At 68.3% G+C, this 16,859-nt stretch carries 19 protein-coding genes and 1 tRNA gene; 18 read left to right on the top strand and 2 right to left on the bottom strand.

The window, feature by feature from the left end; genetic code table 11:
- Positions 1-145: 145 nt before the first annotated feature.
- The 8 genes from flgF to ABIE19_RS02425 all read left to right on the top strand — a co-directional run bounded on the left by flgF (position 146) and on the right by ABIE19_RS02425 (position 7,114).
- Positions 146-883 (top strand): flagellar basal-body rod protein FlgF, encoded by a 738-nt coding sequence (flgF, locus tag ABIE19_RS02460; protein ID WP_354087530.1) that lies wholly within the window; start codon positions 146-148, stop codon positions 881-883.
- 14 nt (positions 884-897) lie between these two features.
- Positions 898-1,686, top strand: coding sequence for a flagellar basal-body rod protein FlgG (gene flgG, locus ABIE19_RS02455; protein WP_354087529.1), 789 nt, complete (start codon positions 898-900; stop codon positions 1,684-1,686).
- 15 nt (positions 1,687-1,701) lie between these two features.
- Positions 1,702-2,490: a flagellar basal body P-ring formation chaperone FlgA gene (gene flgA / locus ABIE19_RS02450; protein WP_354087528.1), complete on the top strand. Its 789-nt coding sequence runs from the start codon at positions 1,702-1,704 to the stop codon at positions 2,488-2,490.
- 23 nt (positions 2,491-2,513) lie between these two features.
- Positions 2,514-3,248: a flagellar basal body L-ring protein FlgH gene (gene flgH / locus ABIE19_RS02445; RefSeq protein WP_354087527.1), complete on the top strand. Its 735-nt coding sequence runs from the start codon at positions 2,514-2,516 to the stop codon at positions 3,246-3,248.
- A 129-nt stretch (positions 3,249-3,377) separates the two neighbouring features.
- Positions 3,378-3,818, top strand: a complete 441-nt coding sequence (locus ABIE19_RS02440; RefSeq protein ID WP_354087526.1) for a PDDEXK family nuclease — start codon at positions 3,378-3,380, stop codon at positions 3,816-3,818.
- 8 nt (positions 3,819-3,826) lie between these two features.
- On the top strand, positions 3,827-4,357 hold the full coding sequence (locus ABIE19_RS02435) for a hypothetical protein (protein ID WP_354087525.1): 531 nt from the start codon (positions 3,827-3,829) through the stop codon (positions 4,355-4,357).
- Positions 4,358-4,424: 67 nt separating this feature from the next.
- Entirely contained in the window at positions 4,425-6,236 is a 1,812-nt protein-coding gene (locus tag ABIE19_RS02430) for a DUF885 domain-containing protein (protein ID WP_354087523.1), read from the top strand.
- Between the two features lie 149 nt (positions 6,237-6,385).
- Positions 6,386-7,114: a hypothetical protein gene (locus ABIE19_RS02425; protein ID WP_354087522.1), complete on the top strand. Its 729-nt coding sequence runs from the start codon at positions 6,386-6,388 to the stop codon at positions 7,112-7,114.
- A gap of 358 nt (positions 7,115-7,472) precedes the next feature.
- On the opposite strand, the gene ABIE19_RS02420 is transcribed toward ABIE19_RS02425, so the two are convergent.
- A complete protein-coding gene (locus ABIE19_RS02420; protein ID WP_354087521.1) occupies positions 7,473-7,814 on the bottom strand; it encodes an MmcQ/YjbR family DNA-binding protein in 342 nt (113 codons plus the stop codon).
- A gap of 2 nt (positions 7,815-7,816) precedes the next feature.
- Entirely contained in the window at positions 7,817-8,479 is a 663-nt protein-coding gene (msrA, locus tag ABIE19_RS02415) for a peptide-methionine (S)-S-oxide reductase MsrA (RefSeq protein ID WP_435521123.1), read from the bottom strand.
- A 146-nt stretch (positions 8,480-8,625) separates the two neighbouring features.
- Here msrA and ABIE19_RS02410 point away from each other — a divergent pair.
- The 10 genes from ABIE19_RS02410 to flgI all read left to right on the top strand — a co-directional run bounded on the left by ABIE19_RS02410 (position 8,626) and on the right by flgI (position 16,855).
- Positions 8,626-8,715: transfer RNA gene (locus tag ABIE19_RS02410), tRNA-Ser, on the top strand.
- A gap of 298 nt (positions 8,716-9,013) precedes the next feature.
- A complete protein-coding gene (locus ABIE19_RS02405; protein WP_354087520.1) occupies positions 9,014-9,253 on the top strand; it encodes a flagellar biosynthetic protein FliQ in 240 nt (79 codons plus the stop codon).
- 2 nt (positions 9,254-9,255) lie between these two features.
- Positions 9,256-10,011 (top strand): flagellar biosynthetic protein FliR, encoded by a 756-nt coding sequence (locus tag ABIE19_RS02400; protein ID WP_354087519.1) that lies wholly within the window; start codon positions 9,256-9,258, stop codon positions 10,009-10,011.
- Complete coding sequence (locus ABIE19_RS02395; protein ID WP_354087518.1) at positions 10,008-11,081, top strand: EscU/YscU/HrcU family type III secretion system export apparatus switch protein; 1,074 nt, start codon at positions 10,008-10,010, stop codon at positions 11,079-11,081. The genes ABIE19_RS02400 and ABIE19_RS02395 overlap by 4 nt, the downstream gene beginning before the upstream one ends.
- Positions 11,074-13,110 carry a flagellar biosynthesis protein FlhA gene (locus ABIE19_RS02390; RefSeq protein WP_354087517.1) on the top strand — a complete coding sequence of 679 codons (2,037 nt, stop codon included), beginning with the start codon at positions 11,074-11,076 and terminating at the stop codon, positions 13,108-13,110. The genes ABIE19_RS02395 and ABIE19_RS02390 overlap by 8 nt, the downstream gene beginning before the upstream one ends.
- Positions 13,111-13,288: 178 nt before the next feature.
- A complete protein-coding gene (locus ABIE19_RS02385; RefSeq protein WP_354087516.1) occupies positions 13,289-13,849 on the top strand; it encodes a flagellar basal body rod C-terminal domain-containing protein in 561 nt (186 codons plus the stop codon).
- Positions 13,846-14,613, top strand: coding sequence for a flagellar hook-basal body protein (locus tag ABIE19_RS02380; protein ID WP_354087515.1), 768 nt, complete (start codon positions 13,846-13,848; stop codon positions 14,611-14,613). The genes ABIE19_RS02385 and ABIE19_RS02380 overlap by 4 nt, the downstream gene beginning before the upstream one ends.
- Before the next feature lie 3 nt (positions 14,614-14,616).
- Complete coding sequence (locus ABIE19_RS02375) at positions 14,617-15,171, top strand: hypothetical protein (protein ID WP_354087514.1); 555 nt, start codon at positions 14,617-14,619, stop codon at positions 15,169-15,171.
- On the top strand, positions 15,168-15,743 hold the full coding sequence (locus tag ABIE19_RS02370; RefSeq protein WP_354087513.1) for a flagellar basal body L-ring protein FlgH: 576 nt from the start codon (positions 15,168-15,170) through the stop codon (positions 15,741-15,743). The genes ABIE19_RS02375 and ABIE19_RS02370 overlap by 4 nt, the downstream gene beginning before the upstream one ends.
- Positions 15,740-16,855, top strand: a complete 1,116-nt coding sequence (gene flgI / locus ABIE19_RS02365; protein ID WP_354087512.1) for a flagellar basal body P-ring protein FlgI — start codon at positions 15,740-15,742, stop codon at positions 16,853-16,855. The genes ABIE19_RS02370 and flgI overlap by 4 nt, the downstream gene beginning before the upstream one ends.
- The last annotated feature ends 4 nt before the right edge of the window (positions 16,856-16,859 follow it).

The raw sequence follows: 16,859 nt of genomic DNA, 5'->3' as shown, positions 1-16,859 counted from the left end.
GATGGGCCGTTTTGGTTAACGAGGCGTTTACGATCGGCAAATCCTGCCGGGCGCCGAAGGGGTCAAAAGTCCTCAAACCCTTGCCACGCCTGGATTAACCATGATGGCACGGTCGTTGCGACAGGAGAGGCGAAGGAGCCGCCCCGTGGAAAACGCCGCCTACATCGGACTGTCACGCCAGATGACCCTGCGCCGCGAGCTGGACATCGTGGCCAACAACATCGCCAACGCCGACACCAGCGGCTTCAAGGTCGAGCAGCTGATGGTCGGGACCGAGATCGGCCAGCGCGCCCGCAACGACGCCATCCGCCCCTCGGCCAGCTTCGTCCTGGACAAGGGCGTGGGCCGCGACTTCACCCAGGGGTCGGTCAAGCAGACCGGCCGCGCCCTGGACTTCGCCATCGAGGGCGAAGGCGCCTTCTTCCGCGTCCAGAGCGGGACCGGCGAGGCCTATACCCGCGACGGCGGCTTCACCACCAACGCCGAGGGCGTGCTGACGACCAAGCAGGGCCTGCCGGTTCTGGGCGACGGCGGCGAGATCGTCCTGGACCCGGAACGCGGCCCCGCCAGCGTGGCGCCGGACGGCACCGTCACCCAGCAGGGCGAGCCGGTGGGCCGCCTGACCGCCGTGCGCTTCGACACCCTGTCGGTGCTGCAGAAGTCCGGCGACGGCCTGTACCGCAACACCTCCAACGCCCGGCCGGCCGACGCCCCCGACGCCCAGATCCGCCAGGGGATGCTGGAGTCGTCGAACGTCAACACCCTGCTGGAAATCACCAATCTCATCGAGATCAGCCGCGCCTACGAGCGCGTCACCAAGATGATCGAGAACACCAACGACCTGTCGCGCCGCTCGGTCGAGCGGCTGGGCCGGGTTTCGTAAGGGAGAACTGAGACATGCGCGCACTTCGCACCGCCGCCTCGGGCATGGCCGCCCAGCAGCTGAACGTGGAGGTCATCTCCAACAACATCGCGAACATGAACACGGTCGGCTACAAGCGCCAGCGGGCCGAGTTCCAGGACCTGCTCTACCAGAACGTCGAGCGCATGGGGGCCCAGTCCTCCAGCCAGGGCAATGTGGTCCCGACCGGCATCCAGATCGGCGCCGGCGTGAAGGCGGGCAGCGTCTATCGCATCACCGAACAGGGCAGCCCCAGCCGCACCGGCAACGACTACGACATCGCCATCGACGGCAAGGGCTACTTCCAGATCACCATGCCCTCGGGCGAGATCGCCTACACCCGCGCCGGCAACTTCACCGTCAACGGCGAGGGCCAGTTGGTGACGGACGACGGCTATCTGGTCGAGCCGGCCATCGCCATTCCCCAGGACATGACGGACGTCACCATCTCCAAGTCGGGCCAGGTCCAGGTCAAGACCGCCGGCCAGACCGAGCCCCAGGTGGTGGGCCAGTTGGAGATCGCCACCTTCTTCAACGAGGCGGGCCTGGAAGCCATCGGCGACAACCTGCTGCTGGAGACGGCGGCCTCGGGCCCGGCCACGGTCGGCGTCCCGGGCGAGGTCGGATACGGCACCCTGATGCAGGGCTATACCGAGGCTTCGAACGTCGACGCGGTCAGCGAGATCACCGCCCTGATCGTCGCCCAGCGCGCCTATGAGATGAACTCCAAGGTCATCACCACCGCGGACGAGATGCTGTCGGTCTCGGCCCAGGTGAAGAGCTAGGGAAGGGACTGAGCCATGAAACGCGCCCTGATCCTCGCCGCCGTCCTTCTCATGGCCGCCCAGCCCGCCCTGGCCGGGCCGGTCGACCTGATCCCCCATCCCGTCGACGACGACGGCCGCGTCACCCTGGGCGACCTGTTCGACGGGGCGGGCGCCGCCGCCGAGGTGCTGGTCGGACGTCGCGCCGGGGCCACGGTCGTCTTCGAGGCGGCCCAGGTCCAGGCCGTGGCGCGCGGCGCCGGCCTGGAATGGAGCAACCCGCAGGGCCTGCGCCGCATCGTGGTGCGCCAGGGCGCGGCGCCCGTGGGCGGCGCCCTCTCGGCCGAGAACTCCGCCCGGCCCGCGTCGGCCGACATCTCGGCCCGCGCCGGCGCCATGGTCGAGGTCCTGACCTACGCCCGCAGCCTGTCCGCCGGGGAGACGGTCCAGCCCGAGGACGTCGTCTGGTCCACGGTCCAGGCGCACCAGGCGCCCAGCGGCGCCCCGCGCGACGCCGAGCAGGTGATCGGCCTGTCCGCCCGCCGCGCGCTGCGCGCCGGTTCCGCCGTCGCCGTTCGCGACCTGGCCGCGCCCCAGGTCATCGCCCGCAACGACATGGTCGAGGTGGCCTATATGGTCGGCGGGGTCGAGCTGACCGTCACCGGCAAGGCCACGCGCGACGCCTCGGCCGGCGATCCCGTCCCGGTGCTGAACATGCAGTCGGGCCGCACCATCGACGCCGTGGCCGTGGCGCCCGGCCGGGCCGTCGCCGGCCCCGCCGCCCAGGCCGCCCGCCGCAACCCGCAACAGTTCGCCGCCCGTTGAGCGCGCAGCAGAAAGATCCCGTCATGCGTAAAGCCCTGATCCTCGCCGCCGCCCTCTCCGCCTCCGCCCTGGGACTGGGCGCCTGCTCCACCGCCATCGAGGCCGTGAAGGGGCCGGAACTGGCCCCGATCGGCTATCCCGCCGCCCTGGTCCCGGTCGAGCAGGCCTATCTGCCCGCCCCCTCGGCCGCCGCCGCCAGCTCCAACAGCCTGTGGCGCGCGGGTGCCCGCAGCTTCTTCGGCGACCAGCGCGCGCGCCGCGTCGGCGACATCCTGACGGTCAACATCGACATCAACGACCGCGCCCAGACCCAGAACTCGACCAATCGCAACCGCACCAACAGCGCCTCGGGCGGGGTGACCAACTTCTTCGGCCTGGAGAACAGCCTGGGCCGCGCCCTGCCCGGCGGTTTCGACCCGGCCAACATGATCGGCACCCAGGGCGACGTCAGCGCCTCGGGCTCGGGCAGCGTCAACCGGGCGGAGCGGGTCAACCTGACCGTCGCCGCCGTGGTCACGGCGGTCATGCCCAACGGCAACATGGTCATCCAGGGTCGGCAGGAAGTGCGCACCAACCGCGAGGTGCGCGAGCTGACGGTGGCCGGCATCGTCCGCCCCGAGGACATCTCCAGCGCCAACACCATCCGCCACACCCAGATCGCCGAGGCGCGCATCAGCTACGGCGGTCGCGGCGACATCAGCCGGATGCAGGCCACGCCCGCGGCCCAGTCCCTGGTCGAGCGCTTCAGCCCCTTCTGACGGACATGTGAACCCAGGTTCCCGCTTCCGCGTTTCGTTCGGCGAACGCGGAACGGGTTCGGCTATTGCGCATGCGGCCGGGCCTCACCACAGTTCGACGGTGGAACTGAGACAGCGGGGGCATGAATCATGACCGCCTTGATCGCGCCGGCCCTGGCCCTGGCGCTTCATCTGGCCCCGCCGACGCAGGCGGCCGAGGCCTGGACCTGGACCCTCTATCCGGGGAACGACGGCCCCCTGGTCCTGGCCAATGAGATCCCCGACACGCCGCGCCTGCGCGCCACCCTGGAGTGCGCGCCGGGGTCCAGCATCGTGCGTGTGACGCTGTACGGCGCCGCCCCGGCCGAGGGCTTCGCCGTGGTCACCGCCGGATCGGCCCGCGCCGACGCCCAGGTCCAGACCCGGCGCGACCGGCTGCAGACCAGCCTGCGCACGGACCAGCCGGTCTTCGTCGCCTTCATGGCCGGGGGCGTCCTGACCGTCGCCGCCGGGGAACAGTCGACGACGGTGGAGATCGACCGCCCGAATCTGCCCAAGCTGCGCCGTTTCGCCGAACAATGCACAGGCTGAGGAGCCCCATGTCCGTCTTCCGGCCCCACGCCGCCCCGCGCCGTCTTATGCCGATCGCCGCATTGCTGGCGGTCTCGGCCCTGACGGCCTGCGCCCCGACCGCCGCCAACCTGTCCGGCGCCTCCAGCGGCGCGCCCATGCCCACGCCCGGCTACGACTGGCACCTGAACGCCGACGCGGACGAGGCCAGCCTGACCTACGGCGTGGCGGAGACCGACGACGCCCCCATGGACCTGTCCTGCCGTCCCGGTTCGGGCGCCCTGCAGATTCTGCTCACCGTCGCCCAGGGCCATCCCAAGGCCGTCTCGCTGGAGTCCGGCGGCGACACCGAGACCTATCCGGCCCAGGCCGAGCCCTCGGCCCTGCACGAGGGACTGGACCTGACGGCCCAGGCGCGCGCCACCGATCCCGTCTTCCTGCGCTTCCGCCGCCTGGGCTGGCTGGCGCCCTACGGCGCGGACTACCGCACCCCCTTCGTCGCCCAGCCCGGCTCCGAAAAGCAGATCGACCGCTTCTTCGCCCTCTGTAGTCAGGGCTGACATGCTCCGGAAAGCTTGACCGGCGCGACCCGGGCCTGTCTGTTCGACCCGCTTGAGGGAGGACAGTATGGACAAGCTTTTTCTGATCGGCGTCGCCTTGGCGGCCTTCACGGCGGCGACGCCTGCCCTGGCCCGGGAGGCGACGGAGGGCGCCGCGCCCGCGCGTCAGACCCAGACGTCGACCCCGGCGGCGGCCGAGGTCCTGGCGCAGATTCTGACCGACTACGAGGCCTATCTGCGCCGTGTCGATCCGATCAGTTCCGGCATGGACGGCGACCGCGACGCCCTGTCCCGCCTGCCCGACAACAGCCGTGAAGGCGAACTGGCGCGGCGCGCGCCCCTGACCGCCCTGCTGACACGGCTGGACGCCGTGGACGCCGCCGCCCTGAACGCCGAGCAGCGGCTGAACCATGACTTCGCCCGCTATCTGATCCGTCGCGAGATCGAGCGCCTCTCTCTCGACACCTCGCGACTGGCCTTTGATTCCGAGGGCGGCCCCGGCCAGCTCCTGTCCTATCTGGCCGGATCGACCCGCATCGCCGGGCGCGCCGACGCCGACGCCTGGCTGGCCCGGCTGGAGGCGACGCCCGCCTATTACGACGGCGCCGTCGCCAACGCCCGGCGTGGCCTGTCCACCGGCATGATCCAGGCCCGATCGGTCGTCGAAAGCGCCCTGGGCCAGGCCGTGCGCGACCTGGAGGCCGCCCCCGCCGACGACGTGCTGATGCAGCCGTTCAAGACCCTGCCGTCCAATATCCCGGCGGCGGATCAGGAGGCCCTTCGCCGCCGCGCCCTGGACTTGATCCAGGGGCCCGTGACCGCCCGCCGTCAGGCCTGGCGCGCCATGCTCCAGGACGACTACCTGCCCAAGGCGCCGGTCGAGCCCGGCCTGGTCCACCGCCCCGGCGGCAAGGATCTGTACGCCTTCATGGTGCGCAGCGACACGACCACGGACATGACCCCCGACCAGGTCCACGAGGTCGGCCGCCAGGAGGTCGCCCGCATCCGCGCCCGCATGCAGGAGGAGATGCGCGCCGCCGGCTGGACCGGCGACTTCGCCGGCTTCCTGAACTTCCTGCGCACCGATCCGCAATTCTATGCGACCAGCCGCGAACAGTTGCTGGAGAAGGCCTCGGAAATCGCCAAGCGCGCCGACGACCGCCTGCCCGCCCTGTTCGGAACCCTGCCCCGCCTGCCCTACGGCGTGCGTCCGGTCCCGCTGGAGATCGAGGCGACCTACACCACCGGCCGCTACAACCCCGGATCGATGAAGAACGGCGTGGCCGGGGGCTATATCGTCAACACCGGCCGACTGGACCAGCGCCCCCTGTACGAACTGCCCGCCCTGACCGTGCACGAGGCCGTACCGGGCCACCACCTGCAGATCGCCCTGCAGCAGGAGGCGGCGGACCAGCCCTATTACAGGCGCGGCGCCGACGTGACGGCCTTCATCGAGGGCTGGGGCCTCTATTCCGAGTTCCTGGGCGAGGAGATGGGCATCTATCGCACGCCCTACGAACGCTTCGGCCGTCTCAGCTATGAGATGTGGCGCGCCTGCCGCCTGGTCGCGGACACGGGCCTGCACTGGCTGGGCTGGACCGAGGAGCAGGCCCGCGCCTGCTTCCGCGACAACTCGGCCCTGGCCCCGCACAACATCGAGACCGAGCTGCAGCGCTACATCGGCTGGCCCGGCCAGGCCACGGCCTACAAGATCGGCGAGATCCGCCTGCGCCAGATCCGCCAGAAGGCCGAGCGCGAACTGGGCGATCGGTTCGACGTGCGCGCCTTCCACGACGCCCTCCTGGTCGACGGCCCCCTGCCCCTCGGCCTGCTGGACGCCCGCATGGACCGCTGGATCGCCGAGCAGAAGGCCAGGTAGGCCGCCTCCGAAAGTTGGACCGCCGCAAACGACCCGTTGCGGTCATCAAGCGAGCCTGCTCGTGCCGAGTTGTAGCGGTGCTAGATTTCTGGCCCACCTCAGACACCACGGACTAGACTGGAGCGCTTAGGTCGAGGCGGTATTCGCTAATGGGCAGTGAGATCATCTTTATCATCCCAGCGGTGCTCGGCTTCGCTGCCATGGCGACGCTCGGCGGCACGCTCGTGGTCTGGCTTGTCTGGATTTTAGCGCGCCGATGGGGACCGCTCTCACGGCGAGCGGGTTCGTCGCACTTCCCGATAGGCGCGACTGCTGCGGTGCTGCTTGCCATCTCATTGCCTGCCGGATGCATACGAGCCTGCCAGCCTATCCCCCAGTCTGAAAGCCTCAGGACAGTGGCTGCATTCGAGGTGCCGCTGACCTCTGCGGTCGACCGGGCCAACTTCCTGACCATCCTCACCGCTGAGGCGAGAGCCGAGGGCCTCAACCTCAATGTCGAGACGGCAAAGGAAATGGAGCGCTGGGCGGAGATGTCACCCGAACTTCGCAGGTCAATCCAGGCAACGGTCTATCGCGGCGGTGATCTCCGCCAAACCGAGGCTTATGTCTCCGACATGTCTCACCTAGGCCATGCGTGGATATCCTTCACCCAAGGTGAAGACCCTGCGCTGGCGCGGCGCTTCCGTGAACGACTGATGTCACGGGCCGTTGAGCGCTGGCCTGAGACACTGAGCGTGCCGGTCGCCCAGACAGGCTCGCTTCCGAACAAGGAGGACTTGGTCCGGGGCTTCCACGGCTATGAAATCGATCCGGCCAAAATGGCGGGATACATTTGCGGGACCGCTCCCGGTAACGCCCCCCATTCGGCCTGCGACTAGGCGGCCTGCCGTTTCCAGAACGCGTATTTCCGCTAACCACCCATAGCGGACGTTCAGCAGATCCACCTCCATAACACCAAGCAGATCATCAGCGATCAGGTTCTACGACCCCAGCGGTTTGCTTGCCGACGATGATGGCGTGAGCGCTGATGCGATCCGTCGCCAGCCATCGCATCAGCAACCCTCAAACCACTGAATCTAAACGCGCTCTTGCTCGAGAGACGCCTTTGTTCGCCCCGATTCAGATCCCGGCCAGGCCGCGCGCGTTCTTTGACATCGCCGCCCCGACCGACCCGGGTCGGCGCACTCTTGCCGCCGTGTCGCACCGCCTGCCCATCGCCAAGCGACAGGGAGGAAACTACAGCCCCAGTTCGGCCCGCGCCTTCTTCGTCAGCTTGCCGACGATGATCGCGTGGGCCGAGCGGATATGGTCGGCCAGGTCCGCGTCCGGCCAGTCGCCGATGTCCGGCAGGTTCACCCACTTGGCCCGCGCCAGATAGGGCGCCGGCCGGGCGCGGCCGCTCTCGGTCAGCACCTCATAGGCGATGTCCGAGACCTTGAACGAGACCCCGCCCATGGCCCCGACCATGACGAACATCTTGCCCCCGACCTTGTAGGCGTCGTGGTCGTCGCCGAAGGGGTGCTCCAGCACCGCCCCCGGCAAAGCCAGGCAGACCCGTCCCACCCCCGCGCGATCCATGGTCAGGCCTCCACGCCCAGATCGACGCCCAGGCCGATCGGGCAGACCACGCCGGTCCCGCCGATGCCGCAGTAGCCGGCCGGGTTCTTGGCCAGATAGCCCTGGTGATAGTCCTCTGCGAAGTAATAGGGACCGGCCGGTTCGATCTCGGTCGTGATCGCGCCCTGCCCCGCCGCCGTCAGCGCCGCCTGATAGGCGTCGCGCGACGCTTCCGCCTCCGCCTGCTGGGCCGCGTTCGTCGTATAGATCGCCGAGCGGTACTGCGTGCCCCGGTCGTTGCCCTGGCGCATGCCCTGGGTCGGATCGTGGTTTTCCCAGAAGGCCTTCAGCAGGTCGCCGTAGGCGATCTGTTTCGGATCGAAGACGACCTGGACCACCTCGGTATGGCCGGTCCGGCCCGAGCAGACCTCTTCATAGGTCGGATTGGGCGTGATCCCGCCCGCATAGCCGGCCGACGTGACCCACACCCCCGGCAGTTTCCAGAACACCCGCTCCACGCCCCAGAAGCAGCCCATGCCGAAGACCGCCGTCTCGAACCCCTCCGGATGGGGGCCCTTCAGGGCATGGCCCAGGACAAAGTGATTCTGGTCGGTCGCCAGCGGCGCATCCCGCCCCGGCAGGGCCGTCTCGACGGTCGGCAGTTCAGACGCTTTCTGGAGCAACATCAGAAAAATCTCGCAAATTCGGGGGCAAAATCGACTTCACCCCATATGGGGCCTCACAGGGCGCTTGCCGAGGGGGTCAGGCTGTTCTATCAGCCTCGCTCCGCTGGATCGACCGTCCGGCGGTTGCACGGCGACGTCGTGGAAACGGACAGGTGGCGGAGTGGTCGATCGCGCACGCTTGGAAAGCGTGTGTACGTGAAAGCGTACCGAGGGTTCGAATCCCTCTCTGTCCGCCACGATCCGTTTAAAATCAGACACTTAAGCCGCAAAATCCATTTCACCCGTACCGCCGGCCATCCATGCTTCAGGGCTTGAATTCCTGCGTCCCGAGCCGGCTGGGTGATGAGGCTCAGATGCGCGAAAAGCAATTGCCTCGGCGCGGACGTCGATACGGCGGCTTCTTCCCGATCGTCTGAGATCGAAGTTCGCTGAAAATGCGACGCCGCCCTTGCCTTTTGCGATCGATCCGGCCTTCTTGCCTCCGGGTTTGGGGTAAGGCGTACAGCTTAGAGCATGGATCAGGCGCTCGGATTGATGGACCAGATGTTGTGGTCCGTGGTCATCATTGCGGCCCCCGCCGTGGCGGTGGTCATGATAGTCGGCCTGGTGATCAGCGTCCTGCAGGTCGCGACCCAACTGCAGGAAATGACGCTCAGCTATATTCCAAAACTGCTGGCCGCGGCCCTGATGCTGATCCTGGTCGGCCCCTGGATGATTCAACGCATGGTCCAGTTCGCGATTGAGGCCATACGCACCATCCCGACCATTCAATAAGCATGGACCCTCTCGTCGGCTGGCTTCAGACGAGCCTTCTCGTCGCCTTGAGAATCGCGCCGGTCCTGGCCTTCGCGCCGCCGTTCACCCTGGTGCGCGCCCCCGGCGTCGCGCGCGCCCTGATCGCCCTGGGTCTGGGCGCCGCCCTGGCGTCGTCCGGCGTGGTTCAGGCCGCGTCGCCGCTCTCCGCCGGCGGATTGCTGGCCGCCGGCATGACGGAGCTGGCCGCGGGCGGGCTGATCGTTCTGGCTTTCCAGCTGACCTTCGCCGCCATCTACTTCGCCGGACGCACGGTGGACGTCCAGTCGGGCATGGCCCTGGCCACCCTAGTGGATCCCAGCTCGCAGGCGCGCACGCCGCTCGTGGGGACCCTGTTCGCCCTGCTGGCCGGCGCCGCCTTCTTCGCGACCGACGGGCATTTCGACCTTCTGAAGGTGTTCGCCGTCACCTTCGACCTAGTCCCTCCGGGATCCGTTTTCACCGTCCCCTCTCCGGCGCGCATCGGCGCCTTCACGGCCGTGGCCTTCATGACCGCCATGGGGGTGGCGGGCGGCGCGATCCTCGCCCTCTTTCTCGCCGACGTCGGCATCGCCCTTCTTTCACGCACGGCGCCCCAGATGAACGCCCTGGTCCTGGGCTTTCAGGCGAAGACCATGTTGCTGCTGGTCGTCCTGCCCCTGACCCTGGGCGTGTCGGCCAGCCTGCTCCTGCGCCTTAACGCCATGGCGCTGTCCGTCATTCCCGAGCTTTTCGCATGAGCGAAGGCGCCGAGCAGGACAAGTCGGAAAAGCCCACGGCCTTCAAGCTGGATCGCGCCCGCAAGGAGGGCAATGTCGCGCGCGGCATGGACCTGGGCTTCTTCGCCGCGCTGACGGCCGCCGTGGGCTTCACCTGGTTCGCAAGCGATCGGCTGACCGCCGTGACGGGCGACGGCGCGCGACGGATTCTGGCCGCCGTATCCGTCGACGCCACAGGCGGACAGACCTACGCCGAAATCGCCGCCCTGATGGTTCGCCCCCTGCTGCCGGTGCTGATCGCCGCCGTGGGCGCGGTGTTCGCCCTGGTTCTGGTGCTGGAGTTCCTGCAGACCGGCCCCGTCTTTTCGATGAAGCCCCTGAGGTTCGACTTCAATCGCCTCAACCCCGCCAAGGGGCTGAAGCGCGTCTTCTCCGTGCGCATGCTGATCGAAACCGCCAAGACCGTCTTCAAGGCGGCACTCTATATCGTCGTCGCCGGACTGGCCGTGCGCGCGGCGGTGGAGGCCGCGCCGGCCCTGACGTCCGCCCAGTCCCTGGGCGTCGCGGTTCAGGCGTCCCTGTCCCGTCTTCTGGCCGCCGCCTGCGGCGCGGCCCTGTTGATCGTCGCCCTGGACCAGGGTCTGGCGCGCCGAGACTATCTGAAGCGGATGCGCATGAGCCGCCGCGACATCAAGCGCGAACATCGCGACCGCGAGGGCGACCCCCGGCTGCGCCAGAAGCGCAAGCAACTGCATGGACAGTTCGTGCAGACGAGCCAGAGCCTGAAAAACCTGCCGGGGGCGGACATGGTGATCGTCAACCCCGTCCACTTCGCCGTGGCCCTGCGCTACGATCCGGCCGTCGGCGACGCCCCGGTCGTGGTCTCGCGCGGCAGCCACGCCCTGGCCCTTCGCTTGCGGCGCATGGCCTTCGCCCGCAGCGTGCCCGTCATCCACGCCCCCGCCCTGGCGCGCCGTCTCTATCGAGGCGGCGCCCTAGGCCGCCCCATTCCGGAAGACGCCTTCCGCGAAGTGGCGGACCTCTATCTCTCACTTGACCGAAACCGCAGGTCCGGAAGCCTCCATGACTAAGTCTCCGTTCGCCCGCAATCAGGACCTGATCCTGGTCGGCGCCGTCGTGTCGATCCTGGTGGTCCTGTTCGCCCCGATCCCGCCGGCCCTGCTGGACCTGCTGATCATCACCAACTTCGCCTTCGCGCTGACGATCCTGCTGCTGACCCTCTATGTCGAAAAGCCCGTGGCCTTTTCGACCTTCCCGTCCCTGCTGCTGGTGGCCACCCTGTTCCGGCTGTCGCTCAATGTGGCCGCCACGCGCCTGATCCTGACCGACGCCCATGCCGGCGAGGTCATAGGAGCGGTCGGCGACTTCGCGGTCCAGGGCAGCTTCGTGGTCGGACTGGTGGTCTTCTTCATCCTGGTGGTGGTGCAGTACATCGTCGTGACGTCCGGGGCGCAACGCGTGTCCGAAGTCGCCGCCCGCTTCGTTCTGGACGCCGTGCCGGGCCAGCAGATGAGCATCGACGCCGATCTCAACATGGGCCTGATCGACCAGAACGAAGCCCGCCAGCGCCGCAAGGCCCTGGAGCGCGAGGCCTCCTTCTACGGTTCGATGGACGGCGCCAGCAAGTTCGTGAAGGGCGACGCCATCGCCGGCGTGGTCATCCTGCTGATCAACATCATCGCCGGCTGGATCATCGGCGTGGCCCAGATGGGGATGGATTGGTACGCGGCGCTCCAGACCTTCAGCCTGCTGACGATCGGCGACGGCATCGTCACCCAGATTCCGGCCCTGGTCGTCTCGGTGGCGACGGGCATCATCGTGACCCGATCCTCCTCCGATCGTCACCTGAGCACGGAAATCGTGGCCCAGTTGACGTCCGTTCCGCGCATCGCCCTGCTTGTGATGGGGGCTCTGGTCCTGCTGCTGGCCATGCCCGGCATGCCGAAATGGCCGGCGCTCGTCCTGCTGGCGGTCGGCGTCGGCGGCTGGGTGCTGACGCGCCGCAAGCCGTCGCAAAAGCTGTCCGAAAGCGAGATCGACACCCACGCCGCCGAGGGCGAGCGCCGCACCGGCTCGGCCGGCGCCGCCGTCGAGATCGTCCTGGGCCGCGAACTGTCCGAGGCCTGGCAGGACCTCAAGCCGCTGCTGGGCGACCGCATCCAAGCCCTGCGCGAGGATCAGGAAAAACGCACGGGCTTCGCCTTCCCCGCGATCAGCTTCCGCGACGGGGTCGGCATCGGAGATCAGGAGTACGACGTCGTCATCCAGGGCGCACGCCATGGACGCGGCCGCATCCATCCCAACCTGACCTTCGCGATCAGAAGCGCGGAAACCAAGATCGACATCCCCGGCGTCGAGGGCAGGGATCCAGCCTATGGCCTGCCGGGCGTATGGATCGACGAGACGCAACGCGACGACGCCCGCGCCGCCGGATACGCCCTGGTCGATCCCGTCACGGTCCTCATGACCCACCTGGGCGAGATCGTGAACGCAGCCCAGCCGCAACTGCTGACCCGCGCCGACGTGGTCGCCATGCTCGAGGGCGTTCGGACCCGCCAGCCCGGCCTGATCGAGGAGCTCGTTCCCGCCGTCATGACGGTTTCGGACATCCAGCGCGTTCTTCAGGGCCTGCTGGCCGAGGGCGTCTCCATCAGTCAGGTCGATGTGATCGCGGACGCCCTCGTCGACGTGGGCCGTCACACGAAGGACCATTCGGAGCTGATCGAGAAGGTGCGCCAGAGAATCGGCTTCAGCATCTTCAGCAGCCTGCGAGGCGCGCATGACAGCCTGGCCGTTCTCAGCCTGTCGCCTCGCCTTGAAAGCCAGTTCCTGGACAGCGTCCGCCGCTCCGACGGCGCCGGCCCTGTCGTGCTGGACCCGAGGCTGGCCGAACAGGCGCTGCGACGCCTGGCGCAGTTGTCGGATGAAATGACCGTCCAGAATCTGACGCCTGTCCTGCTTTGCGGCGCGGAGTTGCGCCGACACGTGCGCGCCTTCACCCGTCGCGCCCTGCCCAAGCTGTCGATCGTCTCCGTCGCGGAGGCCCCGCAGACGGTCGATCTGACCTCTTTCGGCGTCGTTCAGGTCGAAGGCGTTTAGAACGACGTTCTTCGTGCTTGCGGGGTAAAAGCGTGACTGTTAGCTTCAACCTATGGGGGATTTTGTACAGTCAGCGTCCTTGGTTCTTTCGCGTGCGACCAGCCGCGCTGAGGACGTAGCGCATAACATCGCCAACGCGGCCACGCCTGGGTACAGGGCGCGTTCAAGCTTCAGCGCCATGCTCGCGGGAACGACCTCGAGCGCGAGTCGCCTCGACCTGACCCTTGGCAAGCTTGAAGAGACCGGCGCCGCTCTGAACCTCGCGCTCGCAACCTCCGGTTACATGGCCTTCGAGGGCGCCGACGGCGTGGTCTATTCTCGCAACGGCCAGTTGGAGATGGATTCCGAAGGTCGCCTGACCGGCATCGGAGGACGCACGCTGGTCGCGGAAGGCGGCGGCGACATTCGCCCCGGGACGCGCGACTTCGAAATCGCCGCCGACGGGGCCGTCCTGGTCGAAGGAGAGACGATCGCCCGCATCGCCCTGTTCGATCCGGGCGAGGCCGTGGCGGCTGCGGGTCCCGACGGCGGCCTGCGCTTCACCGGCGACGACATGACCTCCGCGACCGACCGCCTGTTCCGCCAGGGATGGCTGGAGACCTCCAACGTCGTCCTCGGCCAGGAAATGATGGCGCTGATGGAAGCCGTGCGCCGCGCGGAATCCGGCCAGAGACTGATCAACACCTATGACGACCTCATGGGGCGCGTCATCACCACCTTCAGCCAGAGCCCCGCATGAACGGCGTCTTCCAAATCGGGGCCACCGGCCTCCGCTCCCAGGAACGCGCCCTGGAGATAGCGGCCAACAACATCGCCAACCTCAATACGCCGGGCTTCAAGCGGGCCCAGATTCGTTTCGGCGAACTGGTGACGACGGCCGGCGTCGATCCGTTGAAGCAAACCACCGCCGAGCGTCTGGTCGGCGCCGGCGTCGCGGCCGAGGACGCGGGACGAGATTTCACCGGCGGTGAAATCCGTCGCACCGGAGCACCGCTTGATCTGGCCGTCGACGGCGACGGTCTGATCGAGGTGCTCGGACCCGACGGCCGCTTTCTGCTGTGGCGCGGCGGCCGCCTGTCGGTCGACGCCGACGGCCTGCTGACCAACCAGGCGGGCCTGCCCCTGCGCGCCCTGATCACGATTCCCGAAGGCGCCAAGGAGCTGAAGATCTCCAGCACAGGGGTGGTGACGGCCGTCTTGCCGGACAGCACGGCGCCGGTCGAACTCGGACGGATCGACCTGGTTCTGGTTCAGGCCGATCGCGGTCTGAAACCGATCGGAGACGGCCTCTATGAAGCCCTCGACCCTCGCGCCCTGAAGACCATGGTCCCGGGCGAGGACGGCGCCGGACATCTGGCGCAGGGCGCCGTCGAAGCCTCCAACGTCGAACTCTCCAGCGAGATGGTCGCCCTGCTGATGCTCCAGCGCGCCTACGCCGCCAACGCCCAGGTCCTGCAGGCCGGCGACCAGCTGATGGCCATCGCCAACGGGTTGAAGCGATAGGCGATGACGGTTTCAGTATTGCTGGCGTTGAGCCTCGCGACCTCTTCGCCCGCGGCGTCCCTCGTATTTCATTCCACCGCTGACGGCGATGCTGAAGCCGTGCGTTTCGGCGACATGGCGGACCTGTCGTCCCTGCCGTCCGAGATGAGGGCTCCCGCCGCCGCCCTGGTGATCTGGCGCCCCGTCGACGGCCGACGCTCCGTGGAGACGACGTCCGCGAGCGTCGCGGCCCGCGCTCGCGCCCTGCTCCCGGCGCTCACCCCCTATCTGCCCGCCGCCGCTCCATCGAAATCGGTCCTGCTGCGCCTCGCCGCCCGGGCGGAGACTTCGGACAAGGCGCCCTCGACGACCGCTCGCGGCGACGTCGAGGCCGTACGGTCGAAAACAGCCCCCGTCGTGCCCCGCCTAAGCCCCGTCGTCGTCAGCCTGACGGTCGGCCCTGTCGTCGTCCAGCGCGAGACCACGGCGCTCCAGAACGGATACGCCGGCCGGCCCCTCTTCGTCCGCACCGCCGAGGGCGAGGTCCTTCGCGTCATGGTTCCAGGAGACGCGCAATGATCCGTCGCGCCGCCCTATGCTTTCTGCCGCTGGCCGCCTTCCTCGCGGCCTCGCCGGCGACGGCCCAGGTCATGGATCCGGGCTTCGCGGGCCTGGCGGGAGATCGCTCCGCCGCTCGCGTCGGCGACGCCCTGACGGTCCTGATCATGGAGGCGTCCAGCGCTTCACAGTCCGCGCGCAGCGGCAGCCAGAAGGACACCCGCCTGGGCGGAAGCGCAAGCGGCGGCGACTTCGACGAATCCGGCGCCCTGCGTCTCGAAGGCCGCTACGACGGCCGGGGCGAGGCCAGCCGTTCAGGGCGTCTGATGGGACAGATCACCGTGACCGTGCATGAGGTTCTGAATAACGGCGACATGGTCGTGGTCGGAGAACAGACGATCGCCATCGACGGGGAACGCAACCGTATCCGGCTGCAGGGTCGGGTGCGTCGGGCCGACGTGTCGGCCAACAACACGGTCCTGTCTTCGCGTCTGGCCGACGTGGAGATCGCCTACGCGGGCCACGGCGCCCTGTCGCGCAGCGCCTCCCCCGGCTTCCTCAATCGCGCGCTCGCCTGGCTGGGTCTGTCATGAGCCGTCGCAGGATCATTTCAGCGACCCTAGCCGCGGCCTGCCTGGCCTTTTCGGCCGCGTCCGGCGCCGCGGCCCAGACCGTGCGCATCGGCGATCTGGGTCGCTTCGACGGCTGGCGGGACAACGCCCTGATCGGCTACGGCCTGGTCACCGGCCTGACCGGCACGGGCGATTCCCCGCGCAATCCCGTCACCCAGCAGGCGATCAGCAACGCCGTCGGTCGCCTGGGCGCCAATATCGATCCGGCCGATATCCGCAGCCGCAACGTCGCGGCGGTCATGGTCACCGCCGTCCTGCCCACAGCGACCGGCGCCGGCGACCGCATCGACGTCACCGTCACCTCGGTCGGAGACGCGCGCAGCCTGGCGGGCGGCGTGCTGCTGATGACGCCCTTGTTGGCGGCGGATCAGACCCCTTACGCCCTGGCCCAGGGCGCCCTGGTGGTGGGCGGCCATCAATTCTCCAGCCAACAGAATTCGGAACAGCGCAACTTCCCATCCGCAGGCGTCATCACGGGCGGCGCCACCGTAGAGCGCGGCCTCGCCAATCCGCAGGCGGGCTCCTCCGACATGGTCTTCCTGCTGCGTCGCCCCGACGTCGGCAATGCGGTCAAGGTCGCGGACGCCGTCAACGCCGCCACCTCGGCTCGCGCCTGGGTCACCGACGCCAATCGCGTGCAAATCGACGCCTCCGCCGTGCCGGACCGCTTCCGGCTTCTGGCCCTGATCGAGAACACGCGCATCACGCCGGAGGAAGCGGCCCGCATCGTGGTCAACGAGCGAGCCGGCACGGTGGTGGCCGGGGCCGGCGTGCGCATTTCAGGCGTCGCCATCTCCCAGGGCGACATCCGCGTCTCCGTCAGCCAGAGGAACGAGGCGTCGCAACCCGTGGTCTTCGGCGGTCTGAACGACGGCGTGTCCAGTCTGATCGTCGCCAACACCCGCATCGACGTGACCGAAGGCAAGGACGCCACCATGGTCTTCCCCAGCTCCACCGTGGGTGACCTCATGGAAGGCCTGTCGCGCCTCGGCGTCGATGCGCGCGGCAAGATTTCCATCCTGCAGGCCGTGCAGGCCGCCGGCGCCCTGCACGCCGAAATCGTGGTTCAATAGGAGC

Origin of the sequence: Brevundimonas faecalis (genome assembly GCF_040549405.1) — a bacterium.
Taxonomy (GTDB): domain Bacteria; phylum Pseudomonadota; class Alphaproteobacteria; order Caulobacterales; family Caulobacteraceae; genus Brevundimonas; species Brevundimonas faecalis.
The sequence above is the reverse complement of the archived record's forward strand: the minus strand, read 5'-3'. Positions and strand labels throughout refer to the sequence as shown.

Excerpts from the sequence above, each read along its gene's own strand:
- flgG (WP_354087529.1), top strand. The coding sequence starts at position 898 with ATGCGCGCACTTCGCACCGCCGCCTCGGGCATGGCCGCCCAGCAGCTG.
- flgA (WP_354087528.1), top strand. The coding sequence starts at position 1,702 with ATGAAACGCGCCCTGATCCTCGCCGCCGTCCTTCTCATGGCCGCCCAG.
- flgH (WP_354087527.1), top strand. The coding sequence starts at position 2,514 with ATGCGTAAAGCCCTGATCCTCGCCGCCGCCCTCTCCGCCTCCGCCCTG.
- ABIE19_RS02440 (WP_354087526.1), top strand. The coding sequence starts at position 3,378 with ATGACCGCCTTGATCGCGCCGGCCCTGGCCCTGGCGCTTCATCTGGCC.
- ABIE19_RS02435 (WP_354087525.1), top strand. The coding sequence starts at position 3,827 with ATGTCCGTCTTCCGGCCCCACGCCGCCCCGCGCCGTCTTATGCCGATC.
- ABIE19_RS02430 (WP_354087523.1), top strand. The coding sequence starts at position 4,425 with ATGGACAAGCTTTTTCTGATCGGCGTCGCCTTGGCGGCCTTCACGGCG.
- ABIE19_RS02425 (WP_354087522.1), top strand. The coding sequence starts at position 6,386 with ATGGGCAGTGAGATCATCTTTATCATCCCAGCGGTGCTCGGCTTCGCT.
- ABIE19_RS02420 (WP_354087521.1), bottom strand. The coding sequence starts at position 7,814 with ATGGATCGCGCGGGGGTGGGACGGGTCTGCCTGGCTTTGCCGGGGGCG.
- msrA (WP_435521123.1), bottom strand. The coding sequence starts at position 8,479 with ATGTTGCTCCAGAAAGCGTCTGAACTGCCGACCGTCGAGACGGCCCTG.
- ABIE19_RS02405 (WP_354087520.1), top strand. The coding sequence starts at position 9,014 with ATGGACCAGATGTTGTGGTCCGTGGTCATCATTGCGGCCCCCGCCGTG.
- ABIE19_RS02400 (WP_354087519.1), top strand. The coding sequence starts at position 9,256 with ATGGACCCTCTCGTCGGCTGGCTTCAGACGAGCCTTCTCGTCGCCTTG.
- ABIE19_RS02395 (WP_354087518.1), top strand. The coding sequence starts at position 10,008 with ATGAGCGAAGGCGCCGAGCAGGACAAGTCGGAAAAGCCCACGGCCTTC.
- ABIE19_RS02390 (WP_354087517.1), top strand. The coding sequence starts at position 11,074 with ATGACTAAGTCTCCGTTCGCCCGCAATCAGGACCTGATCCTGGTCGGC.
- ABIE19_RS02385 (WP_354087516.1), top strand. The coding sequence starts at position 13,289 with ATGCTCGCGGGAACGACCTCGAGCGCGAGTCGCCTCGACCTGACCCTT.
- ABIE19_RS02380 (WP_354087515.1), top strand. The coding sequence starts at position 13,846 with ATGAACGGCGTCTTCCAAATCGGGGCCACCGGCCTCCGCTCCCAGGAA.
- ABIE19_RS02375 (WP_354087514.1), top strand. The coding sequence starts at position 14,617 with ATGACGGTTTCAGTATTGCTGGCGTTGAGCCTCGCGACCTCTTCGCCC.
- ABIE19_RS02370 (WP_354087513.1), top strand. The coding sequence starts at position 15,168 with ATGATCCGTCGCGCCGCCCTATGCTTTCTGCCGCTGGCCGCCTTCCTC.
- flgI (WP_354087512.1), top strand. The coding sequence starts at position 15,740 with ATGAGCCGTCGCAGGATCATTTCAGCGACCCTAGCCGCGGCCTGCCTG.